At 74.3% G+C, this 23,635-nt stretch carries 20 protein-coding genes; 6 read left to right on the top strand and 14 right to left on the bottom strand.

What is annotated here, in order from left to right:
• Window positions 1-107: 107 nt before the first annotated feature.
• Window positions 108-1,331 (bottom strand): MFS transporter, encoded by a 1,224-nt coding sequence (locus DT057_RS03775; protein WP_128560785.1) that lies wholly within the window; start codon window positions 1,329-1,331, stop codon window positions 108-110.
• A gap of 13 nt (window positions 1,332-1,344) precedes the next feature.
• Window positions 1,345-2,607, bottom strand: a complete 1,263-nt coding sequence (locus tag DT057_RS03770) for an MFS transporter (RefSeq protein WP_128560784.1) — start codon at window positions 2,605-2,607, stop codon at window positions 1,345-1,347.
• A gap of 456 nt (window positions 2,608-3,063) precedes the next feature.
• On the opposite strand from DT057_RS03770, the gene DT057_RS03765 reads away from it, so the two are divergent.
• Window positions 3,064-3,801, top strand: a complete 738-nt coding sequence (locus DT057_RS03765) for a Crp/Fnr family transcriptional regulator (RefSeq protein ID WP_238314293.1) — start codon at window positions 3,064-3,066, stop codon at window positions 3,799-3,801.
• An 88-nt stretch (window positions 3,802-3,889) separates the two neighbouring features.
• Here the strand turns inward: DT057_RS03765 and DT057_RS35355 are convergent, their stop codons facing one another.
• The 3 genes from DT057_RS35355 to DT057_RS03750 all read right to left on the bottom strand — a co-directional run bounded on the left by DT057_RS35355 (window position 3,890) and on the right by DT057_RS03750 (window position 8,415).
• Window positions 3,890-5,062, bottom strand: a complete 1,173-nt coding sequence (locus DT057_RS35355; RefSeq protein WP_162501307.1) for a PAS domain-containing protein — start codon at window positions 5,060-5,062, stop codon at window positions 3,890-3,892.
• Window positions 5,063-5,393: 331 nt separating this feature from the next.
• The coding region (locus tag DT057_RS03755) for a transporter substrate-binding domain-containing protein (RefSeq protein WP_128560787.1) at window positions 5,394-6,176 on the bottom strand (783 nt) is incomplete at its 3' end.
• A gap of 187 nt (window positions 6,177-6,363) precedes the next feature.
• Entirely contained in the window at window positions 6,364-8,415 is a 2,052-nt protein-coding gene (locus tag DT057_RS03750) for a molybdopterin-containing oxidoreductase family protein (protein ID WP_128560783.1), read from the bottom strand.
• 524 nt (window positions 8,416-8,939) lie between these two features.
• Here DT057_RS03750 and DT057_RS03745 point away from each other — a divergent pair.
• Window positions 8,940-9,779: an SGNH/GDSL hydrolase family protein gene (locus tag DT057_RS03745; RefSeq protein WP_128560782.1), complete on the top strand. Its 840-nt coding sequence runs from the start codon at window positions 8,940-8,942 to the stop codon at window positions 9,777-9,779.
• Window positions 9,780-9,807: 28 nt separating this feature from the next.
• Here the strand turns inward: DT057_RS03745 and DT057_RS03740 are convergent, their stop codons facing one another.
• From DT057_RS03740 to DT057_RS03715, 6 genes are read right to left on the bottom strand one after another with little or no spacing between them, the layout of a single operon-like run.
• Complete coding sequence (locus DT057_RS03740) at window positions 9,808-10,518, bottom strand: GntR family transcriptional regulator (protein WP_128560781.1); 711 nt, start codon at window positions 10,516-10,518, stop codon at window positions 9,808-9,810.
• Window positions 10,515-11,522: a Gfo/Idh/MocA family protein gene (locus tag DT057_RS03735; RefSeq protein ID WP_128560780.1), complete on the bottom strand. Its 1,008-nt coding sequence runs from the start codon at window positions 11,520-11,522 to the stop codon at window positions 10,515-10,517. Before DT057_RS03735 ends, DT057_RS03740 begins: the two co-directional genes overlap by 4 nt.
• Entirely contained in the window at window positions 11,519-12,661 is a 1,143-nt protein-coding gene (locus DT057_RS03730; protein ID WP_128560779.1) for an ABC transporter ATP-binding protein, read from the bottom strand. Before DT057_RS03730 ends, DT057_RS03735 begins: the two co-directional genes overlap by 4 nt.
• Before the next feature lie 23 nt (window positions 12,662-12,684).
• Complete coding sequence (locus tag DT057_RS03725; protein WP_203236176.1) at window positions 12,685-13,539, bottom strand: carbohydrate ABC transporter permease; 855 nt, start codon at window positions 13,537-13,539, stop codon at window positions 12,685-12,687.
• A gap of 1 nt (window position 13,540) precedes the next feature.
• Window positions 13,541-14,533, bottom strand: coding sequence for a carbohydrate ABC transporter permease (locus tag DT057_RS03720; protein WP_128560778.1), 993 nt, complete (start codon window positions 14,531-14,533; stop codon window positions 13,541-13,543).
• A gap of 6 nt (window positions 14,534-14,539) precedes the next feature.
• Window positions 14,540-15,820 (bottom strand): ABC transporter substrate-binding protein, encoded by a 1,281-nt coding sequence (locus tag DT057_RS03715; protein WP_128560777.1) that lies wholly within the window; start codon window positions 15,818-15,820, stop codon window positions 14,540-14,542.
• 184 nt (window positions 15,821-16,004) lie between these two features.
• Between DT057_RS03715 and DT057_RS03710 the strand changes: the two genes are divergently transcribed.
• Entirely contained in the window at window positions 16,005-17,708 is a 1,704-nt protein-coding gene (locus tag DT057_RS03710) for an IlvD/Edd family dehydratase (protein WP_128560776.1), read from the top strand.
• A gap of 123 nt (window positions 17,709-17,831) precedes the next feature.
• A complete protein-coding gene (locus tag DT057_RS03705) occupies window positions 17,832-18,761 on the top strand; it encodes a LysR family transcriptional regulator (protein ID WP_128560775.1) in 930 nt (309 codons plus the stop codon).
• 9 nt (window positions 18,762-18,770) lie between these two features.
• On the opposite strand, the gene DT057_RS03700 is transcribed toward DT057_RS03705, so the two are convergent.
• The gene (locus tag DT057_RS03700) at window positions 18,771-19,361 is read right to left on the bottom strand and encodes a thiamine pyrophosphate-dependent enzyme (RefSeq protein ID WP_238314302.1); all 591 of its coding nucleotides are present in this window, start codon (window positions 19,359-19,361) and stop codon (window positions 18,771-18,773) included.
• Window positions 19,361-19,915 (bottom strand): thiamine pyrophosphate-binding protein, encoded by a 555-nt coding sequence (locus tag DT057_RS03695; protein WP_128560773.1) that lies wholly within the window; start codon window positions 19,913-19,915, stop codon window positions 19,361-19,363. The genes DT057_RS03700 and DT057_RS03695 overlap by 1 nt, the downstream gene beginning before the upstream one ends.
• Before the next feature lie 330 nt (window positions 19,916-20,245).
• Here DT057_RS03695 and DT057_RS03690 point away from each other — a divergent pair, with 330 nt between their 5' ends.
• Both DT057_RS03690 and DT057_RS03685 read left to right on the top strand, forming a co-directional pair.
• On the top strand, window positions 20,246-21,160 hold the full coding sequence (locus tag DT057_RS03690; RefSeq protein WP_128560772.1) for an NAD(P)-dependent oxidoreductase: 915 nt from the start codon (window positions 20,246-20,248) through the stop codon (window positions 21,158-21,160).
• 71 nt (window positions 21,161-21,231) lie between these two features.
• Window positions 21,232-22,458, top strand: coding sequence for an ABC transporter substrate-binding protein (locus DT057_RS03685; protein WP_128560771.1), 1,227 nt, complete (start codon window positions 21,232-21,234; stop codon window positions 22,456-22,458).
• 97 nt (window positions 22,459-22,555) lie between these two features.
• Here the strand turns inward: DT057_RS03685 and DT057_RS03680 are convergent, their stop codons facing one another.
• On the bottom strand, window positions 22,556-23,389 hold the full coding sequence (locus DT057_RS03680) for an aldo/keto reductase (protein WP_128560770.1): 834 nt from the start codon (window positions 23,387-23,389) through the stop codon (window positions 22,556-22,558).
• Window positions 23,390-23,635 lie beyond the last annotated feature (246 nt).

Genomic DNA, 23,635 nt, shown 5'->3' with positions numbered 1-23,635 from the left:
TGTAGGCGATCAATCCTCATGAACATGACGGCGTCTCCCCGTGCGCGGACCTGCGCGCCGGGGCTACGGCTCAGACCTGGACAGGTTCCCTGATCGGGCGTGCCGCCTCACGCCGCGGCGGCGCCGCGGCCGAGGCCCGCCGCGAGCGGCACCGCCGCCGCGCACAGGGCCGCCATCGCCCAGAAGGCCCCGGCGCCGAGGTGGCCGTACAGCAGCCCGGCGGCGGCGGTCAGCACCGCGGAGGCGAGCCCGAGCCCGAGGGTGCCGTAGAGCGTCTGGGAGGTCGCGGCGAGGCGCTCCGGGACGATCTCGGCGATCAGCCGCATGTTGGCGAGGTGCAGGAGCGCGAAGGTCAGCCCGTGCGCCAGCTGGCCGACGGCCAGGATCGGGACCGCGGTCGTCGAGGCCATGAGGGACCATCGCGCGACGCCGGCCAGGGCCGCCAGCGTCGCGGCCCGGGCGGGCCCCAGGCGCGCCAGCAGCCAGGGTCCCGCCAGCACGAACACCACCACCTCGGAGGCGACCGCCTCCGACCAGAGCAGGCTGATCGTGCCCGCGCCAATGCCGGCCTCGCGCCAGCAGATCACCGCGAAGGCGTCGTTCAGCGCCTGGCTGCCGATCACCAGGGCCGCCACCAGGAGCATGCGTCGGAAGCGGGGGCGCGCCAGGAGGTCCCGCAGGCCGTCGAGGCCGAGGGAGGTGGCCTCCTGCCGGCGCGGCGCGGGCGGGACCCGGGCCGCGGCCAGCGCCATGGCGAGGAACAGCGCGCCGCTCGACACGATGATGCTGGCGAGCCCCGCCCAGGCGACGAGCTGCCCGGACGCCAGGGTGCCGAGCACGAAGGCGGCCGAGCCCGCCCCCCGGACCCAGCCGTACGAGAAGGTGCCCTCCCGCTCCGCCGCCGCGAGCGCGAGGGTGTCGGCGAGGGGCGCGAGGGCCGCGATGGCGGCGGCGTGCGCCACGCCGATGGCCAGCAGCGGCCAGAAGCCGTGCCCGAGGAGGTACGCGAAGGAGATCAGCCCCGCGGCCGCGGCCGCGCTCCCGAGGACCAGCCGCGTCGCGTCGTAGCGGTCCGCCAGGTGGCCGGCGACCGGGCCGGCGGCGAGCCGCATGAGCGTGCCGGCCGCGAGCGCCACGCCGATCTCGCCCGGCGACAGGCCGCGCTCGCCGAGGAAGCTCGGCAGGAACGGGGCCTCGGTGCCGTAGGCCGCGTAGAGGGCGCCCTGGAGGAGCACGAAGGCCGGGAAGGATCCCCGCGCCGCCGCGGCGGCGCGCCTCGCGGCGGGCGCGGCGGCGCGCCTCGCGGCGGGGGTCTTCCCGGTCGCATCCATGCCCGCCATCGCCTCACACCGCCTCTCCGGCCGCCTCTCCCGCCGCCTCTCCCGCCGCCTCTCCCGCCGCCTTGCCGGCGTGGCCGCGCGGGGATTCGCCGCCCAGGAGCGGGCGTCCCACGGTCCACAGCAGCAGGCCGGCGCCCGCCACCCCGGCCAGCGTGAGGAACGACGCGCCGAAGCCGAAATACTGCGAGACGAGGCCGGCGAGGACGGGACTGAGCGCCGCGCCGGCACCGTACGCCGTCATGACGCCGCCGAGGCCGGCGCTGGCGTGACCGGTGCCGTCCATGATCTCGGCCACCAGCGCCGGGATGGCGACGCCGCCGAGCCCCATGGCCAAGCCTTCCAGCACCTGGACCGGGATGACGACCCACCAGGAGGCCGCGAACGCCGCCAGAATGCCGCGCACCACCACGAGGCCGAGCGCCAGGGTCAGGACGCCCGCGTGGCCGCGCCCCCTGGCGAGGCGGCCCGCCAGGAGCGCGGCCCCGACCATCGTGACCTGGGCCACCACCGTCATCACGCCCGTCGTGAGGCTCGGGTCCGAGCCCGCGGCGGCGCGCGCCTGCGCCAGGAACGGCAGCATCGCGCCGTTCGCCGCCTGGTAGGCGAGGACGGTGCCGGCCAGGACGAGGAGGGGCCGGGTCTCGAGCAGCACGCGCACGGTCGAGCGCCCGTCCTGCTCGCCGCCGCGGGCCGTACCGTGATCGATGGTGCCCGGGTCGATGGTCAGCAGGACCCCGCACACCGCCACGGCCATGACCACGATGGCGATGGCGACGAAGCCGAGGCCGAGGGTGTAGCCGAGCAGGCCCGAGAGGGCGGCGTTGGCGGCGTTGCCGGCGTGGTTGGACGCCTCGTTGCGCGAGAGCCGGTCCCCGTACGCCGCCCGGCCGACGATGCCGAGGGTGAGGGCGGCCACGAGCGGGGCGATGCTCGTGTCGGCAACCCCAATGACCAGCTGGGACAGGGCGATCAGCCAGAGGCTGTTGCTGGAGACGAGGGCGACCGCACCCACCGCGATGGCGGCGACGGCCAGCGCCAGGACGGCCCGCTTGTTCTCGGTCCGGTCGACCAGGGCCCCGATGGGCGTGGTCGCGAGGAGGCCCGCCAGGCCGGCGAGCCCCATGGCGAGGCCCGTGGCCGCGGGGTCGAAGCCCTGCTGCTGCAGGTAGACGCCGAGGAACGGCCCGAACCCCTCGCGGGCGCCGGCCAGGGTGAAGTTCAGCGCGAGGAGGCTGGTGGCCGGCTGCATGCTGGTCAGGCCCGTCATCGCGGCCCGGGCCGCGGACGGCCGGGGTGCGCGACCGCCGGGACCGGCCTTGCCGGCGCGGGCCCCCGGGAGATCGTCGTACTGCGTGGACCTGAGGACATGGCGTCTCGCCTTCGGAACCGGAGGGTTGCAGGCCTGGCATCGTGCGGGCGGTCGCGGCCGTGCCGGCCAGGGCCTGGGCGGATCGGGGACCGTCCGCCGGCATCGGGCGGGCAACGGGTCAGGGGCAAGTGGGCCGGGCGGCCTCCTGTTCCTCGACGTCGCGCGGACGGCACGGCGCACGTGGTCGCATGTCCGGCGTCCCGGAGGCGGCGTCGCATGCCCGGCGTCCCGGAGGCGGCCGGCCCTGCGTCGCCGGGCGGTCCGCCGCGGCCCGCGCGGCGCGGCTGCACGACCGCCCCGCGAGTGGTAGGATCGGCGCCAACGATCCTGAGAAGCGGGGCTGTGCGAGGGGGTATGGTGGTCAACCCGCTGATCCGGAGACTGGAGCTCGCCGGACCTCTCTCGGCCGTCGAGCGGGACGCCCTCGGGGCCCTGACGCTCAAGCCCCGCCTCGTGCCGGCCCGGACCGACGTCTGGCAGAACGGGACCGTCGAGACCCTGCCGCTGATCATGACCGGCATCGCCTGCCGCTACAGGGTCCGCCCCGAGGGCCAGCGCCGGATCGTGCACTTCCTGCTGCCGGGCGACCTCTACGACCACTACGCCTCCTCCCGCTTCACCTCCGAGTGGAGCCTCGGGGCGCTGACGCCCTGCGGCGTGGTCGACATCCAGCGGCAGGCCCTCGACGCGCTGGCCGGGCTCCACCCGGGCATCGCCCGGGCGCTCTGGTGGGTGACCTTCGTGGAGCTGGAGATCGAGCGCGAGTGGCTCATCAACGACAGCCGCCCGGCGGACAAGCGGCTGGCGCACTTCTTCTGCGAGCTGCTGGTGCGCCTCCAGGGCGTGGGTCTCGCCGACGGAGACAGCTTCGAGTTGCGCCTGACGCAGGTGGACCTCGCCGACGCGACGGCCGTCTCGTTCGTGCACATGAACCGCGTCCTGCAATCCCTGCGCAGCAGCCGCCTGATCGTCTACGACAAGGGGCGCCTCCAGATCCCGGATTACGCCCGGCTCTGCGAGTTCGCGGAGTTCGACCCTGCCTACATGCACCTCTGCGACCGGCCCGCGGGCGCGCAGGCGCCGCGGCCCTAGCGCCCCGTCCGGCGACCCGGAGAGCCGGATTGCCGCGGAGATCGCGGCGGCACCAGGGACGGGGCGGGGGCTTCGAGCCGTGTCCGCCTCAGCCGGCGCGGTCGCGGCGCCCGGCGGACCCGGGCCGCGCCGGCAGGGGCAGCGCGACGCGGTAGGTCAGGCCGCCGGGGGCGAAGTCCAGCTTCGCCGTCGCGCCGAGGTCGCCCGGCAGGGTCCGTTCGAGGAGGCTCATCCCGAAACCCCTGTGCTCGGGGGAGCGCACCGGCGTCGACGCGCCGCTCTCCTCCCAGCGGAAGACGATGCACGGCGGCTTGCCCCGTGACTCGCGGCGCCATCGGGCCGTCACGGACCCGCCCGCCTCGGACAGGGCGCCGAACTTGAGCGCGTTCGTCGTGAGCTCGTGGACCGCGAGGCCGAACATCTCGGCGGCCCGCACCGGCAGGCAGACCTTGGGGCCGCTGATCCGCACCCGGTTCTCGCCCGGCGTGTCGAAGGCCAGCAATTCCTGCGTGACCAGCCAGCCCAGGTCGACGCCCGTGCCCGGTGCCTGCATGGCGGCGCTCGTCAGTCGCGCGAGGGCGTCGATCCGCCCGTCGAGGTGCATGGCGTAGTCCTCGGCCGCCTCGCGGGTCTCGGCGGTGCGGCGGGCGATCGAGCGCACGGTCGCGAGCGTGCGGCGCACCTGCGCCTGGAGGTCGCGCGCACCCGGCTCGCCCGGGTCTCGCGGGGTGGCGCCGCCGCCGGGCGGGGCCACCAGCCGGGCCAGGCCGGCGGCGGCCTCTCGGGTGATCTGGCGGACGCGGTCCACGCCCTCCTCCAGCCCCTCGTCGACCCGCGCGCCCGGCGCGACCTCGCGCTGGAGCGCGACCCAGTGCGTCAGCTCGCCGGCGGGGCTGCGCAGCGGCGTGATGTGCCAGTGCAGAAGATAGGGCGTGCCGTCCTTGCGGTAGTTGACGGCCGTGCCCTGGAAGGTCTCCCGCGCCTCGAGGTCGGACCTGAGGCGGTCGAGCACCGCCCGGTCGGTCAGCGGCCCCTGCAGCAGGCGCGGGGTCTTCCCCACGACCTCCTCGGCCGCGTAGCCGGTCATGCGCGTGAAGGCGGGGTTGACGAACGCGATGACGGGGCCGGGCGGAGCCAGCCCTGCTCCCGTGATGACGACCGATTCACCCACCGCTTCGAGCGCCGTCCTGAACAAGGAGAACGGGTCCGGCTCCGCCGCGCGGGCCTCATCCCGGTGGTCCGATTGCTCGACGGCCGACATCGGTGAACGATGTTCCAAACTCGCGTGCCCGCGCGGCGCCGGGTTCTGCTTGTGCGGAGGCATGTCGCTCAGCCCTGGGACTTCGAGCGGACCCCCGCCCGCTTTGAACCACGCCGGCGCCGCAATCCTTTAACGATGTGAATGCCACCACGGGCGCCCGGCGATCGGGCGCGGTTTGGCGGTCCGGTGCCCCGGTCCCCGGCGCCGCCGCCGGGCCCCGGGACGCGGCCGGAGCGCCCGGCCGCCTCGCGTCCGGGGGCCGGCGCCTTTCGCGTCACGGGCGCGCGCCCTGCTGCGCCGGCAGGCCGGCGGGGGGCGCCGACCCGTCCGNGGGGGACGCCACGGCGGCCTCCTGGCCGTGGGTCGCGAGGGCGGCCGCCACGAAGCCGCTCGCCTTGGCGTCCTCGACGAACGCGCGCAGGTACGCGAGGCCCGCCGCCCGCCCCTTCGGCATGCCGATGGCCTGTGCGATCGTCATGAACCGGCCCGGGATCACGCGCGTTTCGGGATGTGCCGCCGCGTAGGCCATGAGCGGCTGCGTCACGCCGGCGGCCGCGTCCAGCCCCTGCTCGGCGAACAGCGCGAGGGCAGCGGGCGAGCTCGCGGCCCGGACCAGCGTGGCGTGGCGCAGGGTCCGGCCCAGGAACAGGTCGTAGGCGCTGCCGCGGCCCACCGCGATGCGCACGCCCTCCCGGTCGAGGTCGTCGAGCGTCCGGAACGGCGCCTCGGCGCGCACGAGGTAGGTCCCCTCGATGGTCACGTAGGGCTCGGCGAAGGCGATGGTCCGGGCGCGGGCCGGGTCGACGGCGAGGAAGCAGATGTCCCACGCATCCGCCTCGGCCGCGTCCGTGACGGTGCCGGCGCTGTCGTAGGTGACGAGCGTGACGGTGACCCCGAGCCGCCGGCCGAGCTCGCGGGCGAGGTCGACCGAGACGCCCTCGACCGCGCGGGTGGCCGGGTCCCGGTGGGCCAGCACGGGATTGCCGAAGTTGATCGCCGCCCGCAGGACGCCCCGCGGCGCGAGATCGCGGCGGGCGTCGGCGCTCGGCTCCGCGCCGCGCGCGCCGGCCGCGAGGGCGAGGAGGAGGGTGGCGGTGACGAGGAGGGTCCGCATGGCTTCTGCCGCCTTCGCGAAGGGGGTGGGACGGGGGCGCCGCGCGCCCGGATCCGCGGGACCTTCGACGGCTCGCGCGCCGAGGTCGAGGCCGCGCGCCACCGCCGGCGCCCGGGTACATCGCCGCGGCCCTCGCGTGCCCGGGCGCCGCGGCTCCGGCCGGACGCGCTCCCGCGCCGGGCGGCGGTCAGCCCGCCGGCCGCGCGCGCACCCACACGGCCGTGTCGTGGAACACGGCCCCGCTGTTCGGCGCGGCCGGCGCGTCGCTGATCAGGGTGTTGATGCCGCACCCCCCTGCGAAATCCGCGTCGGGCCAGAGGCTCTCGACCACCACCACGCCGGGCTGCTGGTGGCTCCCGATCTCCGCGTGGACCTGCACGGTGCCGCGCGCATTGCCCACCTCCACCAGCATGCCGGGGGCGATGCCGAGCCCGGCCGCGTCGTCCGGGTGCAGGCGGACCGACGGGCGCCCCTCGCGCCTGCGCGACGCCGGCAGGTTCGTGAAGGTCGTGTTGAGGAACTGGCGGGCGGGGGGCGCGACGAGGCGGAAGGGATGCGCCGCGTCGGGCGCGTCCGTCACCGCCCAGTGGTCCGGCAGCGCCGGCATGGCGGCGCCGAGGGGGCCGAGCGCGGCCCAGTCCGGGGCGAGGCGGAAGCGGCCGCCCGGATGGCCGAACCCCGTCAGGAAGTGGCTGTCGGCGAAGCCCGGCTGCGCATCGATCGAGCGCTCGGCCTCCAGCCGGTCCAGGCCGCCCCAGCCCGAGCGCCGCAGGGTCGCGTCGGCGAGTTCCCGGGCGCTCATGGCGAAGCCCGGATGCTCCGCCCCGAGCCGCAGGGCGAGGCCGGACACGAGCTCGTGGTTCGACCGGCACGCGCCCGGCGCCGCCACCAGCGCTGGCCCCATCTGGATGTGGCTGTGGCCGCCCGCCCCGTAGATGTCGTCGTGCTCGAGGAACATCGTCGCCGGCAGCACGACGTCGGCGAGCGCGGCGGTCTCGGTCATGAAGTGCTCGTGCACCGCCACGAACAGGTCCTCGCGCAGCAGGCCGGCGCGCACGCGGCCGCTGTCGGGGGCGGACACGGCCGGGTTGGCGGACTGGATCAGCATCGCGGTCACGGGCGGTCCGCCCCGCAGCGCGTCCGCATCGCCGGCGAGGACCGCGCCGAGGCGGCTCATGTCGAGCTCGCGCACCCCGGCCGCGCGGGCGTCGAGGCCCTCCGTCAGGGTCTTGTCCCAGTTGAAGATGGCCGCGTGCATCCAGAAGGCGCCGCCGCCCTCGTGCTGCCAGGCGCCCGTCACGGTCGGCAGGCAGGTCACGGCGTGCAGGTTGACGGCGCCGTTGCGGCTGCGGGTGAAGCCGAAGCCGCAGCGGATGTAGCTGCGCCGGGTGCGGCCGTAGAGCGCCGCGAACGCCTCGATCTCCTGCACGCGAAGGCCGGTGATGCCGGCCGCCCAGGCCGGGTCGCGCCCGGCGAGGTGCGCCTCGAGCGCCGCCACGCCCTCCGCGTGGGCCGCCAGGTAGGCGCGGTCGGCGTACCCGTCGCGGAAGAGCACGTGCAGCACCGCGCAGGCGAGGGCGCCGTCGGTCCCGGGCCGCGGGGCCAGGTGCATGTCGGCCGCCGCGGCGGTGCCGGTGCGGTAGGGATCGACGACGACGAGCTTCGCGCCGCGCTCCTTGCGGGCCCGGGTGATGTGGCTCATCGCGTTCACCTGCGTGCCCACGGGGTTGCCGCCCCAGACCACCACGAGGTCAGAGGCCGCCATCTCGCGGGGGTCGGGGCCGGCCACGCGGCCGACGCCCGCGCTCCAGCCGGCGGTCGCGATGGCGGTGCAGATCGTGCGCTGGCGGCGCGAGTAGCCCATCACGTTCGTGAGGCGGTGGATGCCGTCGCGCTGCACGAGCCCCATCGTGCCGCCGGAATTGTAGGGCCAGACCGCCTCGGGGCCCGAGCGCGCCGCCGCGGCCGCGAACGCGGCGGCGACGCGGTCGAGCGCCTCCTCCCAGCCGACCCGGCGCCAGAGCCCGCTCCCCTTCGGCCCGGTGCGCACCAGGGGATGGGTGACGCGGTCGGGGTGGTGCACCCGCTCGGCGTAGCGGCCGACCTTCGCGCAGATCACCCCGGCGGTGTAGGGGTGGTCGGCCCCGCGCACCGCCCCCACGCGCCCGTCCACGATCTGGACGTCGAGGGCGCACGCGGACGGGCAGTCGTGGGGGCAGACCGTGGCCGCCGTGCTCATCGCCGTGGATCTCCCTGGACGGCCGCCCGATCGGGTCGGCCCCGCCCCGGCCCTTCGCGGCGCCGGGAGGCGCAGGGCGCGCCCTCGCGGCCGGGGGCGCTGCAAGATCGGTGCTAAGGGCCCCGGCCCGCCCCTGTGCACGGCCGCGGCGGCCGGATCAAGGCGCCGGCGCGCCGGCCCGGGCGCGGCCCGGATCAACTGCCAAGATGGCCGCGTCATCTCGGCCTGATCCAGCTTCGCGAGGATTCGGCCGCGAACTCTATTGCAATGCGATAGCAACTCGCGTATCGCGATTTGCATCGCAACACGGCGGTCCGACAACGGTGTCGGGACCGGCCGGCCTCACCGGGCCGCCGGCACGCTGGCGACGACTGCAACGCAGCAGCTCACTCATCGGGCGACAAGACCGCGGCGAGGATCGCGCACACGCGCATCGTCCCTGTGGATCCCACTCGCCTCCAGGCGTTTGCGGCCGGCCAGGCTCATCGAAGCCGATTAGGCTGCGTGGGAAGCGGGAACCCGAGATGGCGCGCGACACGAGCGGACACGGATCGAGCCCGCGGGCTCTCCTCGCCGGAGGCTGGCGGCGGATCGCCCGCGGCGCGGCGCTGCTGCTCGGCCTCAGCCTGTCGTCGACGGTCGTGCTCGGCTACGCCGACCTGCTGGCGCAGCCCTCCAGCCTCGCGAGCCGCGACGCGGATCCGGCGCCCCTGCCGCACGTGGCCCGGCAGCTCCGCCTCGGCGCCCCGCTGCGCATCGTCGCCTTCGGCTCCTCCTCCACCGAGGGCATCGGCGCCAGCACGCCGGCCGGCGCCTATCCGGCCCGGCTCGAGGCCGCGCTCCGGCGTGCGCTGCCGGGCGCCCCGGGCGACGTCGCGGTCGTCAACCGCGGGGTCGGCGGCGAGCACGTCGACGACATGCTGCGGCGGCTCGAGCGCGACGTGCTGGCGGCGCGGCCCCACCTCGTGATCTGGCAGACGGGCAGCAACGATCCCCTGCGCGGCATCGCGCTCGAGCACTTCCGCGCGGTGACCGCGGCGGCGGTGCGCCGGATCCGCGAGGCCGGCATCGACGTGGTGCTGATGGAGCCGCAATGGTGCCCGAAGCTCGACGCGACGCCGGGCGCCTACCGCTTCCGGGACGCGGTGCGGGAGATCGGCGCGGAGCTCGGGGTGTCGGTGATCCGCCGCTCCGACCTCATGCGGTCGTGGATCGCCGAGGGGCGGCTCACGCGCGAGGAGCTGTTCTCGGCCGACGGTCTCCACATGGCCGACCGGGGCTACGACCTCCTCGGCCGGGCCGCGGCCGACGTGGTGCTGCGCGGGGCCGGCGGGCTCGTCGTCGAGGCGCGGGCCGGCGAGTGACGCCGCGGGCGGGCCGCCGTCCCCGCGCTCAGCCGAACCTGCGCCGCCGCGGCGCGCCGTCCGCCGCCGCCTCGCCCGTCGCCTCGATCCGGGCGAGGTAGTCCGCCTTGCTCGACTGCATGTGCTCGACGCAGAGCTGCGCCAGCGCCCAGCGGTCGCGCGCCCTCAGGAGCGCCAGCATCATGTCGTGCTGCGCCAGGGAGAGCCGGAGTCCCTCCGGGTCGGCCAGGTTCTTGGCCCGCATCGGCAGGGTCAGGCCCATATATTCCCGCAGCGTGCGCACGAGGTAGGGGTTCCCGCAGGCCTCGAACAGGGCGATGTGGAAGGCGTCGTTGGCGTCGTGGATGCCCCGCAGGTCGCAGCGCTCGACCTGCAGCCGGTAATGCGCCTGGCGGGCCGCCAGGGTGTCGATCAGCGCCTGCGGCGCCGGAAGGGCGATCATCAGGGCCGCCTGCCGGGTCAGCATCTCGCGCACGTCGTAGATCTGGCGGACGGCCTCGGCCGAGTAGGAGCGGACCGTCGCGCCGACGTTGCGCTCCCGCTGGACGATGCCGCGCCGCTCCGCCGCGACGAGGGCCTGCCGGATGAAGTGGCGCGACGCGCCGTAGCGCGCCATCAGGGTGTCCTCGGTCAGGCGCGCGCCGGGCGCGAGGCGCCCGAAGATGATGTCCTCCTCCAGGCGCGCGACGACGTCCTCGATGCCCTCGCGGCGCGGCGCGGGGTCGGGCACCGGCCTCATCGGGCGGCGTCCGCGCCGGCCAGGCGGTAGCAATCCTCGACGAGGCGCAAGGTCTCGAGGTTGTCCTCCGGCCCGGTCTCGAAGGGCCCGCCGTCGGCGAGCCGCTCGACGAAGTGCCGGATCGTCGCGTCGTAGGAGCCCTGGTAGGTGGCCTCGAGGTCGAAGCTCCGGCTGCGCGCCTCGGGACCCGAGAGGGACAACTCGCCCCCCTCGAGGCGCAGCGTGCCCCGGTCGCCCAGGATCTCGAGCCGGTCGACGGCCCCGGGCGGGTGCCCGTGCGCCGCGAAGCTGGCGAAGACCTGCGCGGCGAGGCCGTCCGGGCCGGCGAGCTGGATCAGCGCCGTGTCCTCCCCGCGCAGCGCCGGGCCGCTGCGCGCCGTCGTGCAGGCCGTGACGCGCAGCGGCCCGAGCAGCATGCGCAGCGTGTCGAGGTGGTGGATCAGCACCTCGGCGACGAGCATCCGGGCCTCGCCGCGCATGAAGGGCTGGCGCTCGAGCGCCGGGCGGCGCCCCTCGGCGTCCGGCAGGGTGCCGCTCGTCACCACGGCGAGCCGGGCCGCGAAGGGCCTGCCGACCGCCCCCTCCCGGAGCCACGCGGCGGCCTCGCGGTAATAGGCCCGGAAGCGCCAGTTCTCGTGCACCATCAGGCGGATGCGGCCGGCGACGGCGGCCCGGAGCGCCTCCGCCTCGGAGAGCGTCGGGGCGAGCGGCTTCTGGCACAGGACCGGCAGCCCGTGATCGGCGCAGAGCCGCACGATCTCGGCGTGGACCGCCCGGGGCGCCGCGACGTCGACCGCGTCGAGGCCGCCCGCCTCCAGCATCGCGGCGGCGCCCGGGTAGGTCCGCCCGATCCCGAAGGCCTCGGCGCGGGCGCGGCGATTCGCGTCCGAGGGATCGGCGATCGCCACCACGGCGGCGCGCCCCGCCAGGGAAGCCCAGGCCCGCAGGTGGTAGAGGGTGACGAAGCCCGCCCCGACGAGCCCGACCCGCAGGACGCCACTCACGGCAGGGCTCCCGCCCGGGCGGCGTCCGGCCGGTCCGCCGGGATCGCGAGCCCGGAGCCCGCGTCGAACAGGTAGGCCGCGGAGGCGGGAAAGTGCAGGTCGACCGTCTCGCCGACGCGGGCCCGGATGTGGCGCGGCAGCCGCGCCGTGCATTCGTGCCCGCCCGGAACCTCGACGGCGAGCAGCGTCTCGGCCCCGAGCGGCTCGACCGCGAACACCCGGCCGCGGATGCGGCCGCCCTCCGGGCCCGCGGCGGCCGGGTCGAGGTGCAGGTCCTCGGCCCGGAGCCCGAGCACCACCTCGCGCCCCGCGAGGGCGCCGAGGCGGTCCGGGCGCCAGCGCGGCAGGGGCGCCCGGATCGCCCCGGCCTCGAGCGCGCCCGCCTCGGCGGGCGCCCGCACGGTGAACAGGTTCATGGGCGGCGAGCCGAGGAAGCGGGCCACGAAGGTGTCGGCCGGCTCCCAGTACACCTCGAGCGGCGCGCCGACCTGCACCACGCGCCCGCCGTTCATGACACAGATCCGGGTGCCCATGGTCATCGCCTCGACCTGGTCGTGGGTGACGTAGATCATGGTCGAGCCGAGGCGGTGGTGCTGCTTGATGAGCTCGTTGCGGGTGTTGACCCGCAGGGCGGCGTCGAGGTTCGACAGGGGCTCGTCGAACAGGAACACCATCGGCTCGCGCACCATCGCGCGACCGAGGGCGACGCGCTGGCGCTGGCCGCCGGAGAGCGCGTGGGGCTTGCGCGCCAGGAGGCCGTCGAGGCCGAGCAGCGCGGCCGTCTCCCGCACCCGCCGCTCGATCTCGGCCGGATCGGTGCGCCGCCGCTTCAGGCCGAAGGACAGGTTCTCGGCCACGCTCATGTGGGGGTAGAGCGCGTAGGACTGGAACACCATGGCGATGTCGCGGTCCTTGGCCGGCACGTCGTTGACCACCCGCCCGTCGATCGAGAGGGTGCCGGACGAGATCGTCTCGAGCCCGGCGATCATCCGCAGGGTCGTGGACTTGCCGCAGCCGGACGGCCCGAGCAGGACCATGAACTCGCCGTCGTTGATCGTCACGTCGACGTTGTCGACCGCGACCGGGCCGGCCGCGTTGCCGTAGCGCTTGCAGATCTTGTCGAGCCGGACGACCGCCATCGTTCACCCTCTCCCGGCCGGCGCTACTTGACCGCGCCGGCCGTCATGCCGCGGATGAGCTTCTCGGAGAAGAACACGTAGGCCAGGATCACCGGGACCACCGAGATCATCACCCCGGCGGCGATCATGCCGACGTCCTGGAAGTGGTCGCCCATGAAGCTCCGGATGCCGATCGGCAGCGTGCGCTTGTCGGGATCGGTGATGAGCACCACGGCGAACAGGAACTCGTTCCAGAGCTGGATGAAGTTCAGGATCACCGTGGTGGCGATGGCCGGCATGCCGATCGGCAGGACGATGCGGCGGAAGATCTCGATGTCGCCGTAGCCGTCCATCTTGGCGGCGTCGAACAGGTCCTGCGGGATGCGGGCGAAGAAGCCCTCCAGCAGGTAGATCGTGAGCGGCAGCTGCAGCGAGACGTAGACGAGCGTCAGCCCGATCAGGCTGTTGTAGAGGCCGTAATCGACCAGGATCTGGTAGAGCGAGATCAGGGTGATCTGCGGCGGGAAGATGATCGACGAGAACAGGATGGCGTAGATCACCCGGTTGCCGGGGAACCGGTAGCGCGCCAGCGCGTGGGCGGCCCCGGCCCCGACGAGGGTCACCGCGGCGACCGCGGTCACCACCACGGCCGCGGAGTTCCAGAAGTAGGTGGCGAAGTCGGAATCGACCCAGGCGATCCGGAACTGCTCCCAGTGAAACGGCCGCGGCCAGGCGTAGTGGTCGGCCGAGATCTCGCCGGTGGTGCGCACCGACATGGTGGCGAGCCAGAGGAACGGCCCGAGCGTGTAGAGCGTGTAGGCGCCGATCACGAGCCCGAGGGCGCCGCGCCCGAAGGCGCCGCGCCCGAACCGGCGGGGCAGGGGGGACGGGGCGCTCACGTCAGTACTCCAGCCGCTCGCGCGCGCGGAACACGCGGTTGAGCAGGATCACGGCCGCGCACACCACCCCGAACCAGACCGTGGCGATCGCCGACGGGTAGCCGAGGTCGAAGGTGTTCCAGTTGAAGGCGCGCTTGTAGACGTAGGTCGACACGGTCTCGGTCGCCCAGAGCGGGCCGCCGCCGGTCATGATCCAGACGAGGTCGAACACCTTCATCTTGCCGATGAAGGCGAGCACGTAGAGGTTCAGGAGCGTCGGCCGCAGCATCGGCACGATGATGTGGCGGAGCTTGGCGCCCCAGCCGCAATTGTCGAGCTCGCTCGCCTCCAGCACCTCGGAGGGCAGGGAGTGGATGGCCGCGAGGCACACCACCATGTTGAACCCGGCCCACTTCCAGGCGTGCGTCACGATCAGGGCCGCGAGCGCCGTGCTCGGGTCCCCGAGCCAGGACCGCGTCAGGGCGCCGAGGCCGAGGCCCCGCAGCGCCACGTTCACCACGCCCCAATCGTAGTTGTAGAGCCACATCCACAGGATCGCCACGACCACGTAGGAGAGCAGGACCGGCGCGAACCAGGCGACGCGCAGGAAGCGGCCGAAGGGCACGCCGGCGTAGAGCGCCAGCGCCAGCAGCAGCCCCGTCGCCACGTCGAGGAGCGGCGCCACGAAGGCCCACACGAAGGTGTTGCGCACCGCGATCCAGAAGGTCTCGTCGGCCAGGAGGGCGCGGTAGTTCGCGAGCCCCACCGGCACCCGCTCCAGCCCCTCGATGGTGTAGAAGCTGTCGAAGATCGTCCGGAAGGCCGGATAGGCGGTCAGGCCGGCGTAGATCAGGAGCGCCGGGGCGATGAACACCGCGAGGACGAGCCCGCTCGTCCGGCGCGGGTCGGCGAGGTGTCCGGGCGCCCGCGCCCGCGGGGCCGCCGCCGTGCCCGGGCCGGCCGCGGCAAGGCCCGCCGGCCGGCCCTCCTGGCTCACGCGCGCCTCGGGCGTCATGCCCCCTCAGCTCTTGAGGCAGGCCGCGTCCATCCGCTCGGCCGCGTCCTTGACGCTGATCAGGCCGGCCGGGAACGCGTTGTTCATCACCTGGGTGTAGGTCTCGGCGCACTTCGCCCGATAGTACAGGAGCGGCGTTCCGAAGAAATAGGTCACGTCCTTGTTGCGGGCATTGAGTTCCCGGAAATAATCCTCATGGGAGGATTTGATCTTCGAGGGGTCGGACTTGAGGCCGGTCTGGAGCGAGACCTGCTCCATCCATTTCGTGCCGTTGTCGACCGTGGCCATGGAGGCGAGGAGGGCGCCGGCGCAGTCCTTGTTCTTGCCGCGCGCGTAGATCACGAAGCTGCCGGCGACCGCGAGCGTCTTGCAGGTCGGGCACTGGCCCCCGTCCATGGCGGGGAACTGCATGATGCCGAGGGGGAAGCCGTCCGGCATGCCGCCGCTCGCCGCCGGCGCGAAGGCGCGGCCCGTGAACCAGCTCGGATCCGGGAAGGTGAGCGCCCCCGGATTCTGGTAGAAGTAGTAGTGCGATTCGCCGAGCTTCAGGGTGGCGAAGCTCTTCGGGTAGGCGCCGAGGTCGACGAGTTCCTTGACGTAGGTCATCGTCTCGGCGACCCGCGGGTCCTTGAACGACAATTCCCCGTTGAGGAGCCGGCCGTAATCGGCGGTGCCGAGCTTGCGCAGCAGCGACTCGAACAGCAGCAGGCCGCCCGGGAAGGGCCGGTCGCCGACGCCCTGCGACACCGGCGTGACGCCCGCGGCGACCCCCTTGCGCACGAGGTCCCGGAAGCCGTCCTGGGTGAGCTGGGCGGAGGCCGGCACCTCGACGCCGACCGCCTTCACCTTGTCCTTGTTGTAGTAGAGCTCGACCGTGTAGGCCTCGACCGGCAGGCCGTAGACCTTGCCCTTCTGGGTCCAGGCGGGCTTCGCCCAGTCCTCGAGCTTCGACAGGTCGACGTAGGCGTCGATCGGCTCGAGGAAGCCGCCGGCCAGGAACTCGGGCTGGTCCGGCTCCATGTAGAACACGTCCGGGGCCTGGCCGGTGCGCACCGCCGACTTCGCCTGCGTGTAGATGTCGGCCTTCGGGATGAAGCTGAGCTTGACCGTGCACTGCTTCTGGGCGGCCTCGAACGCCCGCACCCGGGCCGTGACCCACTCCTTCTTGGCGGGCTCGTCGGGCCAGTTCGACCACATCGTGATCTGGGTCGGCTCCGCCGCGCCGGCGGAACCGGCCGCCAGCAGCCCGGCGCCGAACAGGGCCGCGGACAGGGTTCCTCTCGCCATCGCGGCGCTCCTCCGGGGTGATTTCTTGTTGCCCGGAGAGGAGCAGGCCACCCGGGCATTGTCAATAAGTTCGGCGGCTTTATCGTGCGGATAGTGTTAGAGTCGTGGGGCCCGGGGCGGTTTATTGACAATCCGCCGTCGTGCCGTAGAAGCGCAGGAGGCTGGCGGCGGAGGGAGCGCGGCGATGGGCAAGGGCTTGCGGAAGGGGCTCACGAGCTACGGCGATGCGGGCTTCTCGCTCTTCCTGCGCAAGGCCTTCATCAAGGCCATGGGCTATTCCGACGACGCGCTCGGCCGGCCCATCGTCGGCATCACCAACACGTACAGCGACTACAACCCCTGCCACGGCAACGTCCCGGCCCTGATCGAGGCGGCCAAGCGCGGCGTGATGCTGTCCGGCGCGATGCCGATGGTGTTCCCGACTATCTCGATCCACGAGAGCTTCGCCCACCCGACCTCGATGTTCCTGCGCAACCTGATGGCGATGGACACCGAGGAGATGATCCGCGCCCAGCCCATGGACGCGGTGATCGTCATCGGGGGCTGCGACAAGACCCTGCCGGCCCAGATCATGGCGGCGGCGAGCGTCGACCTGCCGACGGTCGTGATCCCGGTCGGCCCCATGGTGGTGGGCCACCACAAGGGCGAGGTGCTCGGCGCCTGCACGGATTGCCGCCGCCTCTGGAGCGCGCACCGCGCCGGCGAGATCGACGATGAGGAGATCGAGACGGTCAACGGCCGGCTCGCGCCCTCCGTCGGCACCTGCATGGTCATGGGCACCGCCTCCACCATGGCGTGCGTGGCGGAGGCGATGGGCCTGGCGCTGCCGATGAGCGCGACCATCCCGGCCCCGCACGCCGAGCGGATCCGGCTCGCGGAGGCGAGCGGGCGGCGCGCCGCCGAGATGGCGGTCTCCGGCGCCCCCCGGCCGAGCGCGCTCATGACGCCGGCGGCGTTCCGCAATGCCCAGGTGGTGCTCCAGGCCATCGGCGGCTCGACCAACGGCCTCGTCCACCTCACCGCCATGGCGAACCGGGTCGGCGCGCGCATCGACCTCCAGGCCTTCGACCAGGTCGGGCGCGAGGTGCCGGTGCTCGTCGACCTCAAGCCCTCCGGCGACCACTACATGGAGCATTTCCACCACGCGGGCGGCATGCCGAGGCTCCTGCGCGAACTCGGCGACCTCGTCGACCTCGACGCGCCGACGGTCGGGGGCGGTACCCTGCGGGACGTGGTGGCGGGCGCCGAGGCGGTGCCGGGCCAGACCGTGATCCGCACGCCGTCCGACCCGATCAAGCCCACGGGCGCCATGGCGGTGCTCACCGGCAACCTCGCGCCGCGGGGCGCCCTCATCAAGCACGCGGCGGCGAGCCCGCGGCTGCTCCAGCACACCGGGCGGGCGGTGGTGTTCGACTCGATCCCCGACATGGCGGCCCGGATCGACGATCCCGACCTCGAGGTCGAGGCCGACGACGTGCTGGTGCTGCGCAACGCCGGCCCCAAGGGCGCGCCGGGCATGCCCGAGGCCGGCTACCTGCCGATCCCGAAGAAGCTCGGCCGGCAGGGCGTGAAGGACATGGTGCGCCTCTCCGACGCGCGGATGAGCGGCACGGCCTTCGGCACCATCGTGCTCCACGTCACCCCGGAATCCGCCGTCGGCGGGCCGCTCGCCCTGGTGCGGACCGGCGACCGGATCCGCCTCGACGTCCCGGCCCGGGTGATCGAGGTGCTGGTCGACGACGCGGAGCTCGCGCGCCGGGCTCGGGCGCTGCCGCCGGCCTCGCGCCCGGACTGGGCCGCGCGCGGGTACGCGCGCCTCTTCCACGACAGCGTGACCCAGGCGGACGAGGGCTGCGACTTCGACTTCATGATGCCGGAGCGCCGCTGAGGGGCGCTTCCCCGCCGCGGAGCACGGTCCCGGGCCGGCGCGGGGGCGGGAAGGGGCGGGCGCCGTCATCCGGCCCCGGCCGGGGCGCACGCGGCGCGGCCGCCGGGACGGGAGCCCAGGATCGTGGACCTCCGGCAGCTTCGCACCTTCCACGCGGTGGCCGAGCTCGGCAGCCTGAGCAAGGCCTCGGACCGGCTCCGCGTGGCCCAGCCGGCCCTCAGCCGCCAGATCCGGCTGCTGGAGCACGAGCTCAAGACGGAGCTGTTCGTGCGCAACGGGCGCGGCATGGCGCTGACGAGCGCCGGCCTGCTGCTGCGCGAGCGCACCGCCGGGATCGTCCGGCAGATCGAGCAGGTCCGCGACGACCTGCAATCCCTCGACGGCCGGCCCGCGGGCGCGGTCGTGCTCGGCATCGTCCCGACCGTGAGCAACGTGCTGTCGGCCCGCGTCGCGCGGCGGGCCGTGCAGGAGCTGCCGCAGGTGGCGCTGCGCATCGTCGAGAGCTACGGCGGGCACCTCGTCGACTGGCTGCACCGCGGCGACACGGACTTGGCGATCATCTACGGCCCGGCCGTCGACTGGCACCTCGCCGTCGAGACCCTCGGGCGCGACGACCTCGTGGCGGTGGGGCCGAAGGGCTCGGGGCTCGGCCGCCGCGAGGCCGTCGATCTCGCCTGGCTGATGAGCCGGAGCCTCGCCCTGCCGAGCCATTCCCACGGCCTGCGCAACCTCGTCGAGAAGGCGGCGGCGCGCAAGGGCATCCCCGTCAACGTGGTGGTGGAGGCGGATTCGTTCCACGTGCTGACGAGCATCGTGGAGGAGGGGATCGCCTACACGATCCTGCCCCCGTCCGCGATCCGCACGGAGCTCGCGCAGGGGCGCCTCGAGACGGCGCCCCTGTCCTATCCCGGCATCTCGCGGGAGCTCCTCCTCGCGAGCCCGACGAGCCGCGCGCCCTCCGTCGCCACCGAGGCGATCGCGCGCCTCATCCGCTCGGAGATCGCCGCCCTCGTGCGCGACGGCCTGTGGTCGTTCCGGATCGAGGACCGCTGAGGCGACGCCTCACCCGACGCGGATCCCGAGGTGGCGCCGGAACCGCGTCTTCAGGTAGGCGCCGTCCCGGGGCGGGAGCGCGCGCTCGACGTGACCCGTGGCGATCGGGATCCGGGCGAAGCGCGGCCCCCCGGACAGCCGGGCGAGCTCCGGCCGGTAGGCGGCGAGGTCCTCCTCGGTCGCGAGGGCGGCGGTGGCCGGGAAGCCGCAGGCGCGCGCGACCGCGTCGAGGCGCACCCCGAGACCGCTGTGGCTCACCTGCATGCCGGTCTCGCCGAAATGCCCGTTGTCGAGGACCGCGACCGTGAGGTTCCCGGGCTTCTTCGCGGCGATCGTCATCAGGGCGCCGGCGGCCATGAGCTGCTCGCCGTCGCCGGTGATCACCGCCACCGGCCGCGAGGGCTGGGCGAGGGCGAGCCCGAGCCCCACCATGGCGGCACCCCCCATGGCGCCCCACAGGTAGAAGGTGCCGTCGTGGTCGCCGGCGTCGAACACGTCGTAGGACGGGGAGCCGAGCCCGGTGACGACCAGGAGGTCGCCCCGCTCCGCCAGCAGGAGCCTGACCGCTTTGCGCCGGTCGAGCGCGCCGTCCGGTGCCATCACTTCGCCTCCACCCATCTCTTGCGTCCGAGCATGCGCTGGGAGATCAGCACGGCGACCTGCTGGTCGCCGTCGAAGGCGAGGGTCATCGCCGAGGTGATGACCTCCTCGGCATCCTCGGGCCGCTCGAGGCGCATCGTGGTCACGCCCATGAGCTCGAGCACGCCGGGCGTCGCCTTGCCCATGGGGATCTGCCAGGGGTTGAACTCGGCCCACTCGCCCCGCATCGTCACGAGGGCGAGGAGCGGCATCCGGCAGGCGCTCATCAGCGACAGCATGTTGACGCAGTTGCCGACGCCGCTCGACTGCATCAGCAGCACCGCCTTCGCGCCCCCGAGCCAGGCGCCGGCGCTGAGCGCGATGCCCTCCTCCTCCGTCGTCAGGACGGTGGTCTGCACCTCGGGGTTCTGGTGCAGCAGCTCGATCAGGCGGGCGTGGCCCGCATCCGGCACGTAGGAGGCCTGCGTGACGCCGGCGCCGGTCAGGGCCGCGTAGAGGACGAGGGGCCAGCGCGCGCCGCCCGCCGCCTCCGCATCGGAAACCTGCTCGCTCATCGTCTCCCCCGTGGAGCCCGTCCGGGCGCCGCAGCCCTCGGCGGCGCGGCGTCCCGGCTGCCGGCGGCTTAGCCCCGGCCCCCGCGGCGCGCCCGTCGAAAATCGGCATAGCGGGTCTCGCGGATCGCGAAGCCCGGTGCGCGACGAGCGTGCTCTACTCGGGACACGGCCGCGCTCCGGTTGCGGGCGCGGGGCGGAACGCCGCGGCCGGCATCGGGCGCTGGAGCTGGTGACCCGCGGCCCCCGGGCCGGCCGCAACTGTGACGTCCACCATCGCGCGACGACCCGGCCTCGCCGCCGGGCGCGGCGGCGGGGACGGGGGAGGACGCGATGGATCTGACCGGTTTCGTCGGGCTCGGCCGCATGGGCCGGCCGATGGCCTCCAACCTCTGCCGCAAGGGCTTCCGGCTGGTCGTGCACGACATCGACCCCCGGGCCGCCGCGGAGGTCGCCGCCCTCCAGGCACGGGCCGCCGGCAACGTGGCGGAGGTGGCCGCCGAGGCCGGCATCATCGTGACGATGCTGCCGAACTCCGCCGTGGTCGACGCGGTGGTGGCCGGGCCGGAGGGCATCCTGGCCCACGCCCGGCCCGGCAGCCTGATCATGGACATGAGCACCGTCGATCCCCTCACTACCGACCGGCTCGCCGCCGAGGCGGCGCGCCGGGGCGTGGCCTACGTCGACGCGCCGGTCGGCCGGCTCGCCTCCCACGCCGACCGGGGCGAGTCCCTGTTCATGGTCGGGGCCGAGGCGGCGGATTTCGCGCGCGTCCGGCCCCTCCTCGAGGCCATGGGCACGACGATCTACCATTGCGGGCCGGTGGGCGCCGGGACCCGCACGAAGCTCGTCAACAACTACCTGGCGGTGACGTCCTGCCAGCTCAACGCCGAGGCGCTGGCGCTGTCGCAGCGCCTCGGGCTCGACCTCGAGCGCACCCTCGACGTCCTCTACGGGACCACGGCGGTCAACGGGCAGCTGAAGATCGCCTGGCCCGCCAAGGTGCTGCGCGGCGACGTCGAGCCGGGCTTCACCATCGACCTCGCGCACAAGGACCTGAGCCTCATCGTCGAGGCCGCCAACGCCGCGCGGGTGCCGATGCCGGTCGCGGCCGCGGCCCGGGAGGCCTTCAGCGCCGCGCGGGCGAGCGGCTTCGGCGGCCAGGATTTCTCCGCGATGGTCGACGCGCTCTGCGCGCTGGCCGGGATCGAGAAGCCGCGCCTCAAGGCCCCGCCGGACGCGGCCTGACGCCCGCGGGCTGCGAGCGCGCCCGCCTCGGACCCTCGACCACCCCGAACCCCGAGATCCGGGAGGACGCCATGAGCCTTGGACGTCGCACGTTCCTGACGGGCTCGCTCGCGGCCGGCCTGCTGCCGGGCGGGCGGGCCCGCGCGCAGCCGGTCCCGACCATCAGGATCGGCGTGCTCGCCGACTTCTCCGGGTCGTACATCGACCTGCTCGGGGCCGGCGGGGTGGCCTGCGTGCGCCAGGCCGTGGCCGAGTTCGAGGCGCGGGAGGCGGGCTTCGCCGTCGAGGTGGTCTTCGCCGACCACCAGAACAAGGCGGATGTGGGCGCGGCGATCGTCCGGCGCTGGTACGACACCGAGGGCGTGGACGCCCTGATCCAGGGCCCGAACTCGGCGGTCGCCCTCGCGGTCTCCTTCGTCACCCGCGAGAAGGACAAGGTCTGCCTCGGCACCGCCGTGACCTCGTCGGACTTCACCGGCGCGCAGTGCACGCCCAACAGCATCAACTGGACCTACGACGCCTACATGCTCGCCAAGGCGACCGGCGCCGAGACGGTCCGGAGCGGCGGCCGCAAGTGGTACTTCATCACCACCGACAACGCCTTCGGCAACTCGCTCCAGGCCGAGACCGCCCGCTTCGTCCAGGATGCGGGCGGGCAGGTGGTGGGCAATTCCCGCTATCCCCTCGGGGCCGCCGACTACTCGACCTACCTGCTGGCGGCGCAATCCTCGGGCGCGGACACGATCGGGCTCGCCCTCGGCGGCAGCGACCTCGTCAACTGCCTCAAGCAGATCAACGAGTTCGGCCTGGACGCGACCATGAAGCTGCCCGCCCTGGTGATGTTCCTGAACGACATCCACGCGGTCGGCCTCGGCACCATGCGGGGGCTGCTCCACACCAGCAGCTTCTACTGGGACCGCGACGCGCGCTCGCGCGCCTTCACCCGGCGCGTGCTGCCCCGGATGGGCGGCGCCTACCCGGGCATGACGCATGCCGGCTGCTACGCCGTGGCGACGCACTACCTCAAGGCCGTCGCCGCCATGGGGCCGGCCGCGGCCAAGCGGAGCGGTGCCGCCGTGGTCGCCCGGATGAAGGCGATGCCCACCGACGACGACGCCTTCGGGCCCGCCGCGATCCGGGCCGACGGGCGCGCCCTGATCCCGGCCTACCTGCTCCGGGTGAAGGCCCCGGCCGAGAGCCGCGGCCCCTGGGATTACTGCGAGATCATCGCCACCATGGACGGCGAGGCGGCCGCAAAGCCCCTGGCGGCGGCGGGCTGCCCGCTCGCCCGCCCCTGACCGGCGGAGTGGCGCCCCGCCGGGGCGCCGCCGGCCGGGGTGGGATGCCGGCGGCGCCGGCGCCCCGGGCTTTCCTGGGTCGGCCCCGCGAGGCCGCCTACGCGGCGGCCGTGGCGTCCCAGTCCGGCGCGAAGGCCGGGCGGACGAAGCGCTGGTCCTTGGGCAGCGCCGCGACGGCGGCCCGGTCCGCGTCGTCGAGGCGGATCGCCAGGGCGTCGAGGTTGCCGCGCTGGCTCTCCGGGCGCCCGGCCTTCGGGATCGCCATCACCCCGTCCTGGTCGAGGAGCCAGGCGAGGGCCACCTGCGTCGCGGTGGCGCCGTGCTTCGCGCCGATCCGGGCGAGGGTCTCGTCCTGCGCCGCGCGGCCCTGCGCCAGGGGCGCGTAGGCCGTGAGGGGGATGCCCCGGCCGCGCAGGTAGGCCAGCATCGGGGTCTGGGCCAGGAAGGGGTGGTACTCGATCTGGTGGGCCGCGATCGGCGCGCCGATCTCCTCCACCGCCTGCCGGATCAGCGGCAGGTTGAAGTTGCAGACGCCGATGGCGCGGGTGCGCCCCTGCTCGCGCAGCCGCATCAGCGCCTCGAGCGTGGCGCCGAGATCCATGCCCTGGGCGGGCCAGTGGACCAGGTAGAGGTCGACGTGGTCGAGCCCGAGCCTGGCGAGGCTGGCGTCGAAGGCCCGGCGCAGCGCCTCCGGCGCGAGCTGGTCGTGCCAGACCTTCGTGGTGACGAAGAGCGCGTCGCGCGCGATCCCGGCGGCCGCGATGGCGGCCCCGACCGCGTCCTCGTTCTGGTACATGGCCGCCGTGTCGATGTGCCGGTAGCCGAGCGCCAGGGCGCCCTCCACGGCCCGCCGGCACTCCTCGCCCTGCAACCGGAAGGTGCCGAGGCCGAGCCGCGGGATGGTCACGCCCTGGCTGTCGATGCTGTCCATGCCTCACTCCTGACGGAACCGCGGCCACGAGGCCGGGCCCCGGCCCGATCTAGCGCGCCGGCCCGCAAAGGGGACCCTCGGCACGGGGCGCCGGGGCCGCGGGCGGCATCCACGCCCCGCGCGCGCCGGCCCCGCGGCTTGCGTCCCCGGGCCGTGTTCTCCTCGCCGTCCCGGCCTGCCATGGTCTATGCAGGGCGGCCGCGCGGCGCGGTCCGGGCGGGCCGCGCGGCGCGGTCCGGGCGCGGC

Source organism: Methylobacterium crusticola (genome assembly GCF_003574465.1).
In the GTDB taxonomy this organism is placed as follows: domain Bacteria; phylum Pseudomonadota; class Alphaproteobacteria; order Rhizobiales; family Beijerinckiaceae; genus Methylobacterium; species Methylobacterium crusticola.
Note: the sequence above shows the minus strand (reverse complement) of the source record. Positions and strands in the feature narration are given on the sequence as shown.